Source organism: candidate division WOR-3 bacterium, from assembly GCA_011052815.1.
Lineage (GTDB): Bacteria > Hydrothermota > Tepidihabitantia > SM23-42 > SM23-42 > DRIG01.
Genome location: DRIG01000017.1, coordinates 1 through 15,769, shown reverse-complemented (window position 1 = coordinate 15,769; position 15,769 = coordinate 1). Strand labels below are relative to the sequence as shown.

Below are 15,769 nucleotides of genomic sequence, written 5' to 3'. Positions count from 1 at the left end.
GCATATATGATTGAACTGTATCTGTTTCTTGCCTTTATGCTCGTAGCGGCGATCATTGCGACGGAGATAAAAGACCTCCTGGCTGCCGTCATCTCTCTCGGTGCTGTCGGTTTTTCCGTTGCGATTATGTTCATCTTCGTCCAGGCGCCCGATCTTGCGATCGTCCAGATTGTAGTGGAAGTTCTTACCGTTGTGGTTTTCGTTGCGGTGATTTTGCGCACCACCCATGTCGACAAGACGGTCGGGAAAAAATTAACCGGTTCTCAAGTCTTCTCGATCGTTCTGTATGCCGTCTTTGCGATTCTGTTTCTGATCGTGATGATCCGTTCTCTTCAACAGCTGCCCGAATTCGGCTCACCTATTATGAAGGTGGCGTCGGATTATATAAAATTCGGTCTCAATCGTGCGGGCGGCGCCAATATCGTCGCTGATGTAATACTTGACTTCCGTGCCCTTGACACCCTCGGCGAGGCGACAGTGCTCTTCACATCGGTCATCGGCGTCGTGGCATTGATGCGCAAAGCAGGGAGGAAAAAATGAAGGGAATGAGCTTGATTGTTAAGAGTATCACCAATATCGTCATCGGATTCATCTTTATCTACGGGGTGTATATTATCCTCCACGGACATCTGACACCGGGTGGTGGTTTTGCAGGTGGTGTCATTATCGCCGGTGCTTTTATCCTCAGGTTTCTTGCATTCGGCGGTGAACTGAAGAGTGAGAAAAAGGCTTCGATCGTGGCTTCGGTGTTTGAAAGCATAGGCGGTCTGATCTTCATCGGTGTCGCCTTTCTGGGACTTTTCATCGGAGGAATATTTTTCCTGAACTTCATTCCCAAAGGAACACCTCTCCATCTCTGGAGCGCCGGTATTATTCCGATCTGTAATATTGCGATAGGAATAAAGGTCGGTGCCGGTCTGTTTTCGATATTTATGGCGTTGGCTGCGATGAAATATATAATAGAGGATTAAGGAGTAATCTATGATTATATTTGCTTCCTGCATTATTTTGTTCCTCATTGGGTTGTATGCAATCATTACGAAGCGCAATTTGATAAAGATTGCAATCGGTTTTGCTCTGATCGAATATTCGATAAATCTTTTCTTTGCACTGGTGGGATTTAAAAGCGAAGCGCTTGCTCCGATAATAACCAAATTAGATCTACCCCATAATTTCGTGGATCCGATTCCTCAAGCTCTCGTGCTTACCGCGATTGTGATCGCACTGGGTACTACGGCGTTGATGCTTACGGTTATTCTACGGATATACAATCGCTATAAGACATTTGATATAGCAGAGATTAAAAAGCTGAAAGGGTAAGGAGGCGTTGATGTCGTTTATTCCTTTATATTTTGCACTTCCTTTAATCAGTGCGTTTCTTATTCCAATCATTGGAAAGATTTACAAACCCCTGGTCTGGATATGGAGCACGATTGTTTCCTTTATTCTGTTCATCCTGGCGCTTTACGGCATCACGGTATCGCAGCAGGTTCCGATGTTGGTTTATAAGATGGGTAACTGGCCCCCGCCTTTCGGTATTGTTATGGCTTTTGACGGTCTTTCCGCTCTGATGGTGTTAAGTATCGCGGTTATCGTCTTTGCAGCCTGTTTCTTTTCAATAAAATATATGTCCCATTATACAGGGCAGTGGAAGTTTTATACCCTGCTGATGCTTATGACCACCGGGATGATGGGCATCGCCGTAACCGGTGACCTGTTCAATATGTTCGTCTTTCTGGAGATCGCGGCGATCTCTTCCTATGCCCTGGTCGCCTTCGGAGTGGATGCTGAAGAATTGGAAGCGAGCTTCAAATACATCGTAATGGGAGAGATCGGTGGTTTGACGTTCCTGCTCGCCATCGCCCTTATTTATGCAAAGACCTCGACCCTTAATCTTGCTGATATATCCAATTCTCTGCAGGCGATAAGAGGCACCACCTTTTTCTGGACTGTCCTGACGCTGTTCCTGTTTGCTTTTTCGATAAAAGCAGCGCTGGTGCCGTTCCATTCCTGGTTGCCCGACGCCCACCCTGCGGCTCCTGCTCCGATTTCAAGCCTCTTGTCAGGGATTTTCATAAAGGTGCTGGGGATCTATACTACGGCGAGAATCGTCTTTAATGTTTTCGGCTTGACGCGTGCTTCGGATCCGGTCTTCTTTAATATTCTGATCGCCTTGGGATTATTGTCGATCGCCTTTGCCGGGTTGACCGCATTGAATCAGCGGGACTACAAAAGACTGCTTGGTTTTTCAAGTATTTCTCAGATAGGTTATATAATGCTGGGATTCGGCATCGGTAATTTCTATGGTATTGCCGGGGCATTGTTCTTCATCCTCGCCCACGCCCTTGCCAAGGGACTTCTCTTCTTAACCTCCGGTGCAGTGGTCTATTCTGCGGGGACGCGCGATCTGGAAAAACTCGCCGGCCTGGGTGAGCAGATGCCTACTACGGCATGGAGCTGGCGTTTCGGATTTTTATCATTAGCCGGTATCCCGCCGCTTGCAGGATTTTTTGCAAAGATGTTCATCATTATGGGAGCCATAAAAGCAGGATATTTATGGCTGGCGATTGTCGGAATTCTTCTCAGTCTTCTGACACTCGGTTATCTTCTAAAGATTGAAAATTTTGTGTTTATGAAAAAAGGTAAGAATAAAGTGGGAAAGGCACCATTCTCGATGAGGATAGCAATGGTCTTTCTGGTGGTATTGATTCTTCTCGTCGGCATCGGATTCCAGCCGATTATGGATTTTGTCGTCGGCCCTGCGGCGCAGGCGCTGTTAAGGGGTATTGAATATTCACATATGGTGTTTGGTTTTATCGCAGCGAGTTTCTAAGGAGGTCTAAATGCGCTACATAGTTTATTTTATACTTGGTTTCGGTTTTTGGCTTCTCCTGACCTTGAGTGTTCATCTCGACCATTTGATCGCCGGTGCAGTCGTTGTGCTTATCGGAACGATTATCTTCGGAGGTTACTTTACTGAACGCCCTGCAAAATTTCTACAGATTCACAGACTTTTCTGGATCATCGTGTATATCCCGGTCTTTCTTTGGTATATGTTCAGGGCGAACATCGACGTTGCGTATCGGGTTCTGCATCCTGAGAGGCCAATAAAACCCGGTATTGTTAAGATTAAGACGGATTTGAAGACTGATATCGCGAAGGTCTTTCTGGCTAATTCAATCACCCTGACGCCTGGAACTATGACGTGCGAAATTGACGGAGATTATCTTTATATCCACTGGATATGGGTTCAGAGTGGTTATATTGATAAGGCGTCAAAAATTATTGCACGTCCTTTTGAAAGATATTTAAGGAGGATTTTCGAATGATTAGTGTAATATTTAGTATCCTCGCAATCGGTGGTTTTCTCTGTCTCTTTAGAATCTATCAAGGTCCTTCAATCGCCGATCGTATGGTCGGTGTTGATATTATGGGTATTCTGTTCGTCGGTATTACTGCGTTGAGTGCACTCTTTTACGGACTCGATTTTCTGATGGACCTTTCTATAACGCTTACGCTCTTCAGTTTTATCGGAACTCTGGCATTGGCGAAGTATTTAGAAAAAAGGAGACTCGATGATTAGTCCGATCGGTTGGATTATTATCTGGATTGGGATTGCTTTTGACATTCTCGGTGCCATCGGGCTTGTTCGTTTCCCCGATATATATAACCGTTTGCAGGCATCGACAAAATGTGTGACTCTGGGGACTTTCGGTATTATGGTCGGTATTTTCCTTTTAAAGGGATTCAGCCCGATAGGGATAAAGGCGCTTATCTGCGGTGGATTTCTTCTGCTGACGAGTCCGGTGGCGGCACACGCATTGATGAAAGGTGCATTGCATTTCGGAACGAAGATGTGGCATGGTTCTGTGGTGGATAAATACGGTGAGGACAAACTTGGCGGTGAACAGATTGAAAAGGGGGCGAAGTAAAATGAGAAAACCAAAATTGAGAGAACTCGGTGAGGCGATAAGGGCGATTTTTCGAGGTCCATACACCTCGAAATTTCCATTCAAGCCGTCTCCGGCGGCACCGACTTTCAAAGGAAAGATAGAGTACGATTTCGATAAGTGTGTTCTGTGCGGCGCCTGTGTTCAGGTCTGCCCGGCGAGTGCACGGTCCCAGGTGGATGATCCGGTGAAGAAGATCCGTCAGGAGATTCATCATCAGGAACGCTGTATCTACTGCGGTCAATGTGTGATATACTGTACTACAAAAGAGGGAATAAAACATACCCCCGAATATGACCTTGCTCAGATAAAGAACGAGGGTTATGACAACACGATCGAGAAAGAGTTGATTCTTTGTGAAAAATGCGGTAAGGTGATTACAACGCGGGCGCATCTTCTCTGGATTGCGAAGAAAGTCGGGGAACTGGCATACGCAAATCCGAATCTCTTTTTAGTGCTTTCTCAGGAATACGGAGAAGATAAAATGCCGCGGGTTCAGGATGTTGCACCTTATCGAAGTGAACACCTGAAATTTTTATGCCCCACCTGCCGTAGAGCAGTCTATCTCAACGAAATCTGGGGATACTGATAACAGAGACCGACGACTGAAATTTACAAAGATTTCATACCCCCTTATTCCGTCATTCTGGTAATTACCAGAATGACGGAATGTGTTTTGAACTCATGGGAATTATCTAATCAGAACTGACATGTTCCGCCAAATATATTGACAAGAAGGAGTGGATGGTTATACTTTTAAAAGTGATTTAATAAGTTTGAAAGAATTGGCAGAGAGAAGATGGTAGATGGAATCGGTAAGAGTATTACATCGTAGAGGAGAAGAATTATTAAATAGAATAAAATCAAAAGGAGGAGAAAAATGAGGGAAAAGAATTTCGGGCTCATCCTGGCGGTGGTTTTTATTTTACCGATAATGCTTGGAGCCCAGCTGGTAAAGACTCAAGATGAATCCGGCGGTGAACCCGGTATTTTCAGTGGTTTTGATTCCTTGAATACCAAATTTATCGCGAACTGGCCGTTTGGTCCTTCCTATGCGGTCACCTATGATTTTCATCGGCGACTTGTCTTTTGTGGTTCTGGAGGTGGAGTATATATTATAGATGTTTCTGATTCTACTGATGCACAAAAGCTTTCTGAACAGATACATACCCGCGGTGTAGTTCAGGGACTTTTTTATGACTCGACTTCTCAATATCTTTATATTGCTGCAGCTCAAGGCGGACTCGAGATATGGAATATGGCGGTACCGTCCAATCCTCAAAAAATAGGTTATTACTTGACTGCTGGTAAACCTTATCACGTTTATGTCTCTGGTACCTATGCTTATATTGCTGACTACGGAGATGGTTTACGGATCATAGATATTTCGAATCCGACGAGCCCTTTTGAAGTCGGTTATTATGATACGCCGAGCTTGAGTTATGGGGTTTATGTTTCAAACAACTATGCCTATGTCGCCGATTATGATAGCGGCTTGCGGGTGATTGATGTTTCGGATCCGACCAATCCTCTTGAAGTCGGTTATTATGACACGCCGGGACATTCTTACAATGTATATATCTTGAACAATTATGCCTATGTCGCCGATGGGAATTATGATTTACGCATTATCGATGTCTCGGATCCGACCAATCCTTTGGAAATCGGTTATTATGATACTCCCAACTATGTTTATGATGTCTATGTTTGGGGGGAACATGCTTATGTCGCTGGTGGTGATTCCGGTCTGCGAGTCATAGATGTTTCAGACCCGACGAGCCCTTCTGAGGTCAGCCACTACGATACCCCGCATATAGCTTATGGTATCTCTGTTTCCAGTAATTATGCCTATGTCGCCGATTGTGATGCCGGTCTGCGGGTCATCGATGTTTCGGATCCGACCGATCCGGTGGAAGTCGGTTATTATGACACACCGGCTGCATCCCGTAGTGTTTATGTTTCTGATATTTATGCCTATGTTGCTAATGGTTATGCTGGTTTATGGATTCTTAATGTTTCTGATCCGGCAAATCCCTCTGTGACTGGTCAATGTAATACCCTGAAAGCCTTGGATGTGTATGTCTCTGGAAATTATGCATATATTGCTGATACTGTTGCCGGCTTAACGGTGATAGATGTCTCGGATCCGTGGAGTCCTTCTATAATCGGTTCATGCAGTCCTCCAGGTATATCTTATGGTGTATATGTGGTAGGTGATTATGCCTATGTCGCCGATGGTTATGCCGGTTTACGGGTGATTGATGTTTCGGATCCGACCAGTCCTTACGAAGTCGGTTATTATGACACACCGCATTGTGCTTATGGTGTATATGTGGTAGGTGATTATGCCTATGTCGCCGATGGTTATTCCGGCTTGCGGGTGATTGATGTTTCGGATCCGACCAATCCTTTTGAGGCCGGCTATTGCAGTCTCCCGCATTATGCTTATGATGTATATGTTACAGGCGGTTATGCCTATGTTGCCGATGGTTATTCCGGCTTGCGGGTGGTTGATGTTTCGGATCCGACCAATCCTTACGAAGTCGGTTATTATGACACACCGGATTGTGCTTTTGATGTCTATGTTATGGGCATTTATGTTTATGTTTCCGACGGGGGTTCCGGATTACACGTTATAGAGATTTCAGACCCGACCAATCCTTCTGAAATTGCTTCCCTGGATACTCCAGATAATGCCAGAGGGGTTTATGTTTCTGAAAAAGGATATGCATATGTTGCTGATTACGGAGCAGGGCTGCGGGTTATTGATATTTCATATCCATCTAATCCTTTTGAAAGTACTTATTATCGTACCCAGGATTGTGCCTTGGATATCTATCTTTCAGGAGATCATGCCTATGTGGCTGATGGACTTTCCGGTTTGCAGATTGTTGATATTTCTGCTCCCTTAAATCCTATCGGAATTGGTTATTATGATACTCCTTATTATGCTTATGGTGTATATGTTGTAGGTGATTATGCTTATGTTGCTGATGGTTCTGCCGGCTTACGGGTGATTGATGTTTCAGATCCGACCGCACCATTCGAAGTTGGTTCCTATTCTACATGGGGAATGGCTAATGGAGTCTATGTTTCCGGTATTTATGCCTATGTCACCAATGGTAATTTCGGATTATGTATTATAGATGTTTCAGACCCGACCAATCCTTACATGGCTGGTTACTGTTTGACCTCAAGTTGGGCTCTGGATGTATATGTTGCAGGAGATTATGCCTATGTCGCCGGCGGTTATGCCGGCTTGCGGGTGATTGATGTTTCGGATCCGGCCAATCCTTACGAAGTCGGTTATTGTGACACCCCGGGTTATGCCAATGGAGTATATATCTTCAATAATTATGCCTATGTTGCTGATGCTGATTCCGGTCTGCGGGTTATCGATGTTTCAGATCCGACGAGCCCTTCTGAAGTCAGCCACTACGATACGCCGGGCTTGAGTTATGGGGTTTATATCTCAAACAACCATGCTTATGTCGCCGATTATGACGCCGGCTTGCGGGTGATTGATGTTTCGGACCCTGCTAATCCTGTCGAGGTCGGCTATTATGAGACGCCGGATTGGGGTTATGAAGTCTATGTGTCGGATAACTACGCTTATATTGCTGACTATAGCGCTGGTTTGCAGATTTATGAATTTTACGGAATAGTAGGTGTTCAACACCACGAGTACTCCCGGGATATAAAATCGTTCAGGGTTAAACAAAATCCTTTGGCAAAAGCAGTTGTTCTTCTGACTGTCGGAGAAATAAATAAACCGATCACTATCGCTTTATATAATAATGTTGGTCAACGGGTAAAGATTTATCACAGAAATACGGCATCATCAGGTGAGTTGATTTTGTCGGTTGCTGACCTACCCGCCGGGATTTACTTCTTACGGGTTGAAGATAGTGATATGACAAAGTCGATTAAAGTGGTGCTTATCGAGTAGTTTCAATTCCGAACATCTTTTTGTAAAAAAGCAGTGAACTTGTTTTTTCATTGTGTCTGGAAAGACTCGGTGCAACCATTGACAGGCATTAAGTTCTGAATATAGTTGTATTATGTTGGAGACAGGGGGGGAGGATTGAAAACCAGAAGGTTTGATTACGAGAGGATGGATATCTTATGAGCATGACCGCCGTAGTTATAAATGTTCTTACTCTCTGTTGTCTGCTCTTTGCCTTTATCAAAGATTCGAAAAAGACAAAACAGGCGTTGAAAGCGGCGGTACAGTCGTTCTTCCGTATTCTCCCCGTCGTTCTCATCATCATAATCATTATAGGCCTGCTTTTGGGGTTTGTCCCGCAGAGCCAGATTTCCAGAATTCTCGGTAAACAGGCGGGTTTCATGGGGGTGCTGATCGCGGCGCTTCTGGGAGCGGTTTTGCATATTCCTTCTTTGATTTCCTTTCCTATGGCCGGCGCCTTTTTAAAAAGCGGCGCATCGGTCACAACGGTTGCGGTGTTCATTACAACCCTGACTATGATCGGTGTGGTGACACTGCCTGTCGAAATAAAAGAGCTCGGGAAAAAGATGGCGCTATTGAGGAATGGAATGAGTTTTATCATCGCGGTCATCATCGGCCTTATTATGGGATTGATCTTGCAATTATGAAGACACCTGAGAAGAAAAACCGTAGCAAAGCGATGTTACGGGATACTGCTTTTTTGGGCGCCGTTTTGGTTGCGGCGGTGATCCTTCTCTTGATTTTTCCTGACAAAAAGCGGGCGGTTGTTTCTTCATCCCGCGGTTTCTTTGTTGAGATGATCTGGATACTTCCGGCGGTTATGGTGTTGATGGGACTCTTTAAAGTATGGGTGTCGAAAGATACTGTTGTGAAATATCTTGGGAAAACTTCGGGGATAAGAGGCATTTCGCTTGCAATATTCTTCGGTGCACTGCCGACCGGACCTCTTTATGTGGCCTTTCCCATGGCGGCGGCTTTGATTAGAAAAGGTGCGTCCCTTTCCAATATCATTATCTTCCTTTCGGCATGGGCGTGTATAAAGATTCCTCAGGAGATGGTGGAACTTCAATTTCTGGGATTGAAATTTATGGCGGCGAGATTGTTCTTGACGATTGTTTTCGTCGTTATTATGGGAATGTTCATAGAACACCTGATTGGATGGAGCGGGAAAGAGATGTAGGGAGATAGACCATCGCAAAGACCAGACCTTTTGATGAGCATACCCTTCAATATGAAGAATGGTTCGAGAAGAACAGATTTGTTTTTGAATCAGAACTTCGTGCGATAAGAGAACAATTGCCAGAAAGTGACAATGGTATTGAAATCGGCGTGGGAAGTGGTCGATTCGCCGAGCCGTTGGGTATTAAGATGGGACTTGAACCATCAAAAGAGATGATTAAGATCGCCCAAAAAAGGGGGATTGAGGTCATCGCCGGAGTGGCTGAAAATCTACCTTTTAAAGATTCACAATTCGATTTTGTGTTGATGATAACTACTATCTGTTTTGTGGATGATATCGAGGTATCTTTTCAGGAAACCTGTCGAGTATTGAAACCTGATGGTTTTTTCGTAATCGGATTTGTTGATAAAGAGAGTCCAATCGGTGGATTATATCAACGACATAAGAAGGAAAATCCATTTTACCGTATAGCTACTTTCTATTCTGTTGATGAGGTTGTTTCTAACCTGAAGAGAACGGGTTTCAAGGGTTTCAATTTTTCTCAAACTGTTTTTCATAATTTGGCTGATATAGGAGATATTGAGCCGATAAAAGAAGGCTATGGTGAAGGGTCATTTGTTGTAATCAAAGCGCGGAAATGAAAATGGTTGTTTCCGATTTATATAGAAACAATTACAGCAAGAATATCATCGCCACACCCGCCACCGCAATGACGGTTCCCAAAATCGCACCGAACGTTATCTTTTCTTTGAAGACCCAGTGGGAGACCGGTATGAGGATTATCGGCGGCAGGGACATAAGTGTTGATGCAATTCCAACATAAGCATATTTAACAGCCACCAGAGAAAGCCACACCCCGAGAAACGGTCCGAGCACTGCACCACCGGCCATGGTACTGGCGGCTCTTTTGTTCTTCATAGAATTTACGGTTGTTTTCAAATGGCCTTTTATCAAGGCGATCAACCATATATATGACTACTACGGCGACGAATATTCTCAGAATATTGCCGGAGAGCGGTGAGAAACCGGTATTCAGTCCTTTTTTGGACAGGAGCAGGCCGACCGCCTGCCCGACCGCTCCTCCGATGCCGCAAAGAAGGCCGATACCATAGTTTGTTTTGTCCGCTCTGTTTATATCTTTGCTGTTTCTCGCGAGGATCACGATACTGATGCCGAGCAGGGTGGTGAGGATGGCGATGATATCTGTATAGTGCAGTATCTCTTTCAGAAACAGCCAGGCGATTAACGTGCTGAAGACCGGAACGAGCGACATCATAAGCATACTCAACCGCGGTCCGATAGGGACAAAAGAACGTAACAGTAACGTGTCACCGATGACGAAGCCGATGACACCTGATGCTCCGAACCATACCCAGTGAGTTGCCGTCACGTTATGGGGGAAGAGATATCCGGTGATAAAGTAGTGGGTGAGTGAGAGGAGAATGAAACCGAGTAAGAGGCGCAGACGATTGACGGTATTGTGCCCGATCGCCCTCGAAGAGATTGTAAAGAAGACCGAACCGAATGACCAGCAGAATGCAGTCCCCAGAGCCGCTATTTCGCCGAAATAAGTATTCATAATATTCTACGGATTTCATAATGATAACCAAACAATATCAAAGGTCAAGAGTGCCATCGATGACAGCGGAGCCGTATATTTCGACAGCACGGAAACCGATTCTGTAAGTGGTGATTTTACAATCGGTTTGATTGATTCAATCTACCGGGTGAAGGTGAAGACCGAGATTCCTTATCCTGATCCGAAGTTGAAGCCGTCCAGAAACGGCCGAATCATATGTCACGTACTGAATTCCTTGCAGAGATCCTTGATTGGTTCGGAATTTTGTCAGTCCAGGAGTACAGTAAAGAACAACAGGTGAAAGGACTGTTTCGTGTATATCCAAATCCTGGGTACGGCAATCTGACCCTCTATGGTGCACCTGAGGTGAGGGGTGAGAGGGTTTTGATCACGATATATGATGCAGCAGGTAGAGTTGTGCAGAAATTGACCGAAAAGAGATTCCCGGATAAACTCGTATGGAATTTAAAGGATATTAATAATCGGAAGGTTGCAGATGGAGTTTACTTTCTTGAATTGCGCACTGATCAAAAGAGTGAATTCAAAAAGGTGATAATTCTCGAATAGAATTCACTTTTTTAAGAAGAATCTATTCGCCGGATGGATGATATTGAAACCGAATCGGTCTCTTAATCGGTCTACTGCATAATTCAACCGACTGAGCTCATTCTGTTTTTCCATAAAGAGCGTCGGTTGGAGATTGCCATAGAACAGGTTTGAGAGGGCGATACCTATAAGCCTTATTTTTCTTGTCGGGACGAACAGCCGTTCCAGGATTCGTACGCCGTTTTCGAATACTATCTGAGGGGCATTGCTCATGGGTATGGTGGTTCTCTTTGATACTGTTCTGAAATCAGAGAATCTGACCTTTACTGTCAGGGTGCGGGCGAGTGCTCTTTTTCGGCGTAAAGCAGTACATCCCCGTTCAATAAGATATAGAAACAGGGCATAGATCAGATTTGGATCAGCGGTATCCTGAGGAAGGGTTGTTTCACGACTTACGGATTTCATTCCGTCGCAGCCGTTGAAATCTCCGCCCCGCACAAAAAATTTTATTAGTTTTGAGTAACTACCGAGTGCGCTGCTTAATATGGATTCAGGGGTTTTCAAAAGATCACCGATGGTGTGGATATTCAACTTGTTCAGAATCTCTTTGTGCTTTGGCCCGATCCCCGGCAGGAAACCGACCTTCAAACCCGAGAGGAATTTTATTTCATCTTTCTCCTGTAGAAGCATAAGGCCGTCGGGTTTTGAATATTCGCATACGATCTTGGAAAATACCTTGGTACGGCCGATACCGATTGTAAGGGGTATGTTCAACTCTTTATTCACCATTTTTTTTATCCTGACGGCTAAGTCAAGCGGAGAACCGAACAGTCTTCGGGTCCCTTTTATATCGACATACGCCTCATCTATTGATGCCATTCTGACATGTGGAGAAAATCCGGTAAGTATCTTATGGAATCTTTTTGAATACTCTTCATAGTATTCAAAATTGCCCTTTAGGAAAACCGCATGGGGACATAGTTTATATGCCCGGGCAGTGGGCATTCCTGAACAGATACCGAATTTCCGTGCTTCGTAGGATGCGGATGCGACGACCCCGCGCTGCATGACCGGACCTCCGACGACAACGGGTTTGCCTTTCAGTGATGGATCTAATGCCTGTTCTACAGAAACGAAGAACGCATCTAAATCAGCGCAGAGATACATAATCCTTTATTCGACTTTTCGGAAGACGGCGATGACCTTGCCGATTATTTCAAACGGTTCTTCAATTATCGGATATGCCCTGTTTTCTGGTTTGAGAACGAATGAATCGCCGGTTCTTTTGAGTCTTTTAACGGTTGTCTCACCCGCTAAGTTCGCAACGATGATGTCGTTATTGACGACCTCTTTTGTCGGTTTGACGACCACCATATCACCGTCATGGATACGGGCGTCGTTCATACTGTCACCTTTCACCTTCAGAATAAAACAACCCCGCCATAAAGACGGATCAAAGGTGTCCAGAACTTCTTCAAAGGCAAGTTCCGGTATTCCGGCAGTCACCCTGCCTATGATCGGTATGGTACGCGGTTTGATACGGATACTGCGTGCCTGGCCGCTTTTTCGTTCAATCAAACCCTGTTCAGTTAGAATATCGAGATGGACCTTGACCGCCTTGGTGCTTTTAAATCCTATACTGCGGGTGATCTCACGGATCGACGGAGCATACCCGTGTTCATCGATGAAGTCCTGAATCAGCTGCAATATCTTTTCTCTGGTTGTCATCTTTTCCCCTTTGTAAACTTTTGTTTACAATATTATAATAAAAATATCTGGTTTGTCAAGGGTGATTTCGGCATGCCGGATATTGAAAAATCGCTTGACAAACAAAGAATTATATATATTATTAGGAGATAGGAGTGTGATATGCGCAGTTTTATAAGTGTACTTTTCGCCCTTATATTTGTTGGTGTTGTTTTTGGAGCGGAGCGAGTTGTTGTATGTGAAATGATCAATGAGGAGGATTGAGCCTCTTGCGGCATTGCCAGTGGTACGCTGGCACAGATTGCTGCAAATTACCCCGGTAGAGTCGCGGCGGTCGACGTGCACTTCAGTCAAACCGATACCTTTTATCTGGATGAAGCCTTTCAACGAATCCATTTCTATTTACCCCCGTTTTCAGGATTATATATACCACCGTGGTTATGGTATGACGGTGATCCGCACGGAGGTTATGATTATACCCTCTGGGAGTCGATCATCGTTTCGCGGATGGCGCAACCGTCGCCGGTGACTTTGAAGATCTGGGGTGATTATAACTCTTCCACCGGTTCAGGAACGGTCTATGTGCAGTTCCGAAATGATTCAACAGCTGCCTTAAACGGTATTGCACTTATCGTTATCACGGAAGACAGTCTTTATTATGAAGCTCCCAATGGCGTGAACTGGCATAATCACGTTCCAAGAGATTACCTGCCTGATCATAACGGCGTTCCTGTTTCAGTCGCTCCGGGTGATTCTACTGTGGTGAGTCAGTCATTTACAATTTCTCCGGACTGGAATGATGAGAGATGCAGCATCGTCACCTGGATTCAGGATACTGTGATGCAGGCTGATTCGACCTTTGAAATATGGCAGGGAGGTTTGGTTAAGGTTGCCGAGCTTGGTATTTTTGAGGAAGAAGATGATTATGGGGTATCAGCAGAGATTATGGTTGAACCCAATCCCTGTAAAGATATAGTCAATTTTTCATTCGATATTCCGACGGGGAGTGATTACCGGATAAATATTTTTGATGTAACCGGCCGGTGTGTACAAACTCTTAATGGAAAAGCCGGTCAGATCTCTGAAAGGATACTATGGAATTGCCGGGATAAGAGGGGTATACCGGTTAATTCCGGAGTATATTTTTATAAATTACAGAGTGGGTATTTAAATGCCACTGGTAAGATAGTCAAAAGGTGAGTGGCATAAATCTATAACCTGGTAAAGGAGAGGTTATGAAAAAAATTATTATCACTTTATTATGTTTGGCGGCAACGGTGTTTGCATATAATCTGCTAACTAATGCCGATTTTGAACAGCCGTTGACCGAGGGTTGGATTCAGGATCATACAAGTACAAGTTATGCAATCGATCGTGCTACTAACTATGATCCTGATCCGGATTATGAAGCGCGTGTCTATACTGGTACGGGCAGCGGTTATGCGGTATTATATCAGGTCGTTGATATTCCCGCAACAGATATTGATTTTTCCTGTAAAGCGAAGCTTTATGCATACGACAATCATACGAGTGCCTGGTGCGGGGCTGCCTTAAGGATTTCTTACCTCAATTCTTCGGGAAGTCAATTGGGTGAGACGCGTATCTGTTATAAAAGCACTCAATGCCCCTGGTCCAATTCTTCAACCATGCACGTTATCACGACCGCCGATTCCCTATGGCATGACTATTCATTCAACATCGATGATGAATTGACTAATTTACCGGGTGTAAATCCGACACAGGTCGCCAAGATCAAAATTTCACTTTTTGATTCAACCTATCACTGCTGAGGTGCTACAGAGACGGCAAAGGTCTTTGCCGATGATGTAGTGCTTGATTTCACTGTTACAGGTCCTTATCTGACGATTGTCAATACCACGGTATATGATTCTTCAGGAAACAACAACGGTGTGCTGGATCCCGGTGAAACAGTTGATTTGACGGCGCTGCTGAGGAATGTCGGAACCGATAGTGCGATATATGTAACAGGAAGTCTGATGGAGAATTCTTCCTATATTACAGTTGATGACGGCAGTGGTTACTGGGGAGATATCGCACCGGGTGATTCAGCTGAAAATTTGACCGATCGATTCACAATTACCGCTTCTCCCTCCACACCGGTCGGAACTTCCGTGGACTTTCAACTCGAGGTTTCCGCTTCCGGAGGATATATCGATACCTTGAACTTCAACCTTGTCGTCGGTACCCCTGGTCAGGACTATGCCACACATGACTGCGGCAATGTCAAGCTGACCGTGACCCGCTACGGTGCAATCGGCTTTATGTCCAGCGCCGGCACCCAGGGCAGTGGTTTCTGGTATCCGATAACCGGTTCCAATCATCTTTACTATGCATCGTTCGCCGCAGGTACGGACGCCAATTATGTGGTGGACCGCTATTATGAGGTGAACCAGCAGGACGACACTGACTGGGAGACTACGACCAATCCCGAGGGTAAAGTCAGAATGTACGAGCCCGGTCCGAACAACTTCGATGAGTATGCGACGGCACGTTATGATGACTCAGGCCATCCTACATCAAAAGGATTAGTATGTACTCAAGAATCGTGGTGTTGGGATGATGCGACGGCGAATGATTTTGTGATTATGAAGTTTTCGATGATCAACGAGGGTTCGTCGACGTTGAGTGATTTATATGCGGCGATTTTTGTGGATTGGGATATTGGCAATTATTCGAACAATCAGGGTTCATCAGAGGCGGCGCGTAATTTGACGTGGATGTATGAGACGACGCCGTATGTCGGGGTGGCGATACTGGATCCGCCGCGTTCGACGCCGGCGGCGAATTTGGCGTTGATTGATCATGATTTATATGTGTAT

At 44.9% G+C, this 15,769-nt stretch carries 20 protein-coding genes; 16 read left to right on the top strand and 4 right to left on the bottom strand.

Going from position 1 to position 15,769, the window contains the following annotated elements:
• The first annotated feature begins 6 nt into the window (after nucleotides 1-6).
• The 12 genes from ENI34_01285 (at nucleotide 7) to ENI34_01230 (ending at nucleotide 9,738) form a co-directional block, all read left to right on the top strand.
• Nucleotides 7-540 carry a DUF4040 domain-containing protein gene (locus tag ENI34_01285; protein ID HEC77760.1) on the top strand — a complete coding sequence of 178 codons (534 nt, stop codon included), beginning with the start codon at nucleotides 7-9 and terminating at the stop codon, nucleotides 538-540.
• On the top strand, nucleotides 537-971 hold the full coding sequence (locus tag ENI34_01280; GenBank protein HEC77759.1) for a hypothetical protein: 435 nt from the start codon (nucleotides 537-539) through the stop codon (nucleotides 969-971). Before ENI34_01285 ends, ENI34_01280 begins: the two co-directional genes overlap by 4 nt.
• A gap of 10 nt (nucleotides 972-981) precedes the next feature.
• On the top strand, nucleotides 982-1,320 hold the full coding sequence (locus tag ENI34_01275) for a cation:proton antiporter (protein ID HEC77758.1): 339 nt from the start codon (nucleotides 982-984) through the stop codon (nucleotides 1,318-1,320).
• 10 nt (nucleotides 1,321-1,330) lie between these two features.
• Nucleotides 1,331-2,833: an NADH/ubiquinone/plastoquinone (complex I) gene (locus ENI34_01270; GenBank protein HEC77757.1), complete on the top strand. Its 1,503-nt coding sequence runs from the start codon at nucleotides 1,331-1,333 to the stop codon at nucleotides 2,831-2,833.
• Nucleotides 2,834-2,843: 10 nt separating this feature from the next.
• A complete protein-coding gene (locus ENI34_01265; GenBank protein HEC77756.1) occupies nucleotides 2,844-3,329 on the top strand; it encodes a Na+/H+ antiporter subunit E in 486 nt (161 codons plus the stop codon).
• Nucleotides 3,326-3,583, top strand: a complete 258-nt coding sequence (locus ENI34_01260) for a cation:proton antiporter (GenBank protein HEC77755.1) — start codon at nucleotides 3,326-3,328, stop codon at nucleotides 3,581-3,583. The genes ENI34_01265 and ENI34_01260 overlap by 4 nt, the downstream gene beginning before the upstream one ends.
• The gene (locus ENI34_01255) at nucleotides 3,576-3,932 is read left to right on the top strand and encodes a Na+/H+ antiporter subunit G (GenBank protein HEC77754.1); all 357 of its coding nucleotides are present in this window, start codon (nucleotides 3,576-3,578) and stop codon (nucleotides 3,930-3,932) included. The genes ENI34_01260 and ENI34_01255 overlap by 8 nt, the downstream gene beginning before the upstream one ends.
• Nucleotides 3,862-4,539: a 4Fe-4S dicluster domain-containing protein gene (locus ENI34_01250; GenBank protein HEC77753.1), complete on the top strand. Its 678-nt coding sequence runs from the start codon at nucleotides 3,862-3,864 to the stop codon at nucleotides 4,537-4,539. The genes ENI34_01255 and ENI34_01250 overlap by 71 nt, the downstream gene beginning before the upstream one ends.
• Before the next feature lie 291 nt (nucleotides 4,540-4,830).
• On the top strand, nucleotides 4,831-7,899 hold the full coding sequence (locus ENI34_01245) for a T9SS type A sorting domain-containing protein (protein ID HEC77752.1): 3,069 nt from the start codon (nucleotides 4,831-4,833) through the stop codon (nucleotides 7,897-7,899).
• Nucleotides 7,900-8,075: 176 nt separating this feature from the next.
• The gene (locus ENI34_01240; GenBank protein HEC77751.1) at nucleotides 8,076-8,564 is read left to right on the top strand and encodes a permease; all 489 of its coding nucleotides are present in this window, start codon (nucleotides 8,076-8,078) and stop codon (nucleotides 8,562-8,564) included.
• Nucleotides 8,561-9,097 carry a hypothetical protein gene (locus ENI34_01235; GenBank protein HEC77750.1) on the top strand — a complete coding sequence of 179 codons (537 nt, stop codon included), beginning with the start codon at nucleotides 8,561-8,563 and terminating at the stop codon, nucleotides 9,095-9,097. The genes ENI34_01240 and ENI34_01235 overlap by 4 nt, the downstream gene beginning before the upstream one ends.
• Before the next feature lie 11 nt (nucleotides 9,098-9,108).
• Entirely contained in the window at nucleotides 9,109-9,738 is a 630-nt protein-coding gene (locus ENI34_01230) for a class I SAM-dependent methyltransferase (protein ID HEC77749.1), read from the top strand.
• A gap of 31 nt (nucleotides 9,739-9,769) precedes the next feature.
• On the opposite strand, the gene ENI34_01225 is transcribed toward ENI34_01230, so the two are convergent.
• Together ENI34_01225 and ENI34_01220 are read right to left on the bottom strand one after the other, a co-directional pair.
• A complete protein-coding gene (locus ENI34_01225) occupies nucleotides 9,770-10,015 on the bottom strand; it encodes a hypothetical protein (protein HEC77748.1) in 246 nt (81 codons plus the stop codon).
• Nucleotides 9,927-10,676, bottom strand: coding sequence for an EamA family transporter (locus tag ENI34_01220; GenBank protein HEC77747.1), 750 nt, complete (start codon nucleotides 10,674-10,676; stop codon nucleotides 9,927-9,929). Before ENI34_01220 ends, ENI34_01225 begins: the two co-directional genes overlap by 89 nt.
• A gap of 216 nt (nucleotides 10,677-10,892) precedes the next feature.
• Between ENI34_01220 and ENI34_01215 the strand changes: the two genes are divergently transcribed.
• Nucleotides 10,893-11,243, top strand: a complete 351-nt coding sequence (locus ENI34_01215) for a T9SS type A sorting domain-containing protein (GenBank protein ID HEC77746.1) — start codon at nucleotides 10,893-10,895, stop codon at nucleotides 11,241-11,243.
• 3 nt (nucleotides 11,244-11,246) lie between these two features.
• Here ENI34_01215 and ENI34_01210 read toward each other — a convergent pair whose 3' ends face one another.
• Both ENI34_01210 and lexA read right to left on the bottom strand, forming a co-directional pair.
• Entirely contained in the window at nucleotides 11,247-12,389 is a 1,143-nt protein-coding gene (locus ENI34_01210; protein ID HEC77745.1) for a DNA polymerase IV, read from the bottom strand.
• 6 nt (nucleotides 12,390-12,395) lie between these two features.
• Nucleotides 12,396-12,950 carry a repressor LexA gene (lexA, locus tag ENI34_01205; GenBank protein HEC77744.1) on the bottom strand — a complete coding sequence of 185 codons (555 nt, stop codon included), beginning with the start codon at nucleotides 12,948-12,950 and terminating at the stop codon, nucleotides 12,396-12,398.
• Between the two features lie 318 nt (nucleotides 12,951-13,268).
• Between lexA and ENI34_01200 the strand changes: the two genes are divergently transcribed.
• The 3 genes from ENI34_01200 to ENI34_01190 all read left to right on the top strand — a co-directional run.
• Entirely contained in the window at nucleotides 13,269-14,129 is an 861-nt protein-coding gene (locus tag ENI34_01200; GenBank protein ID HEC77743.1) for a T9SS type A sorting domain-containing protein, read from the top strand.
• A 35-nt stretch (nucleotides 14,130-14,164) separates the two neighbouring features.
• Entirely contained in the window at nucleotides 14,165-14,719 is a 555-nt protein-coding gene (locus ENI34_01195) for a hypothetical protein (GenBank protein ID HEC77742.1), read from the top strand.
• Nucleotides 14,720-14,758: 39 nt separating this feature from the next.
• The coding region (locus tag ENI34_01190) for a hypothetical protein (GenBank protein ID HEC77741.1) at nucleotides 14,759-15,769 on the top strand (1,011 nt) is incomplete at its 3' end.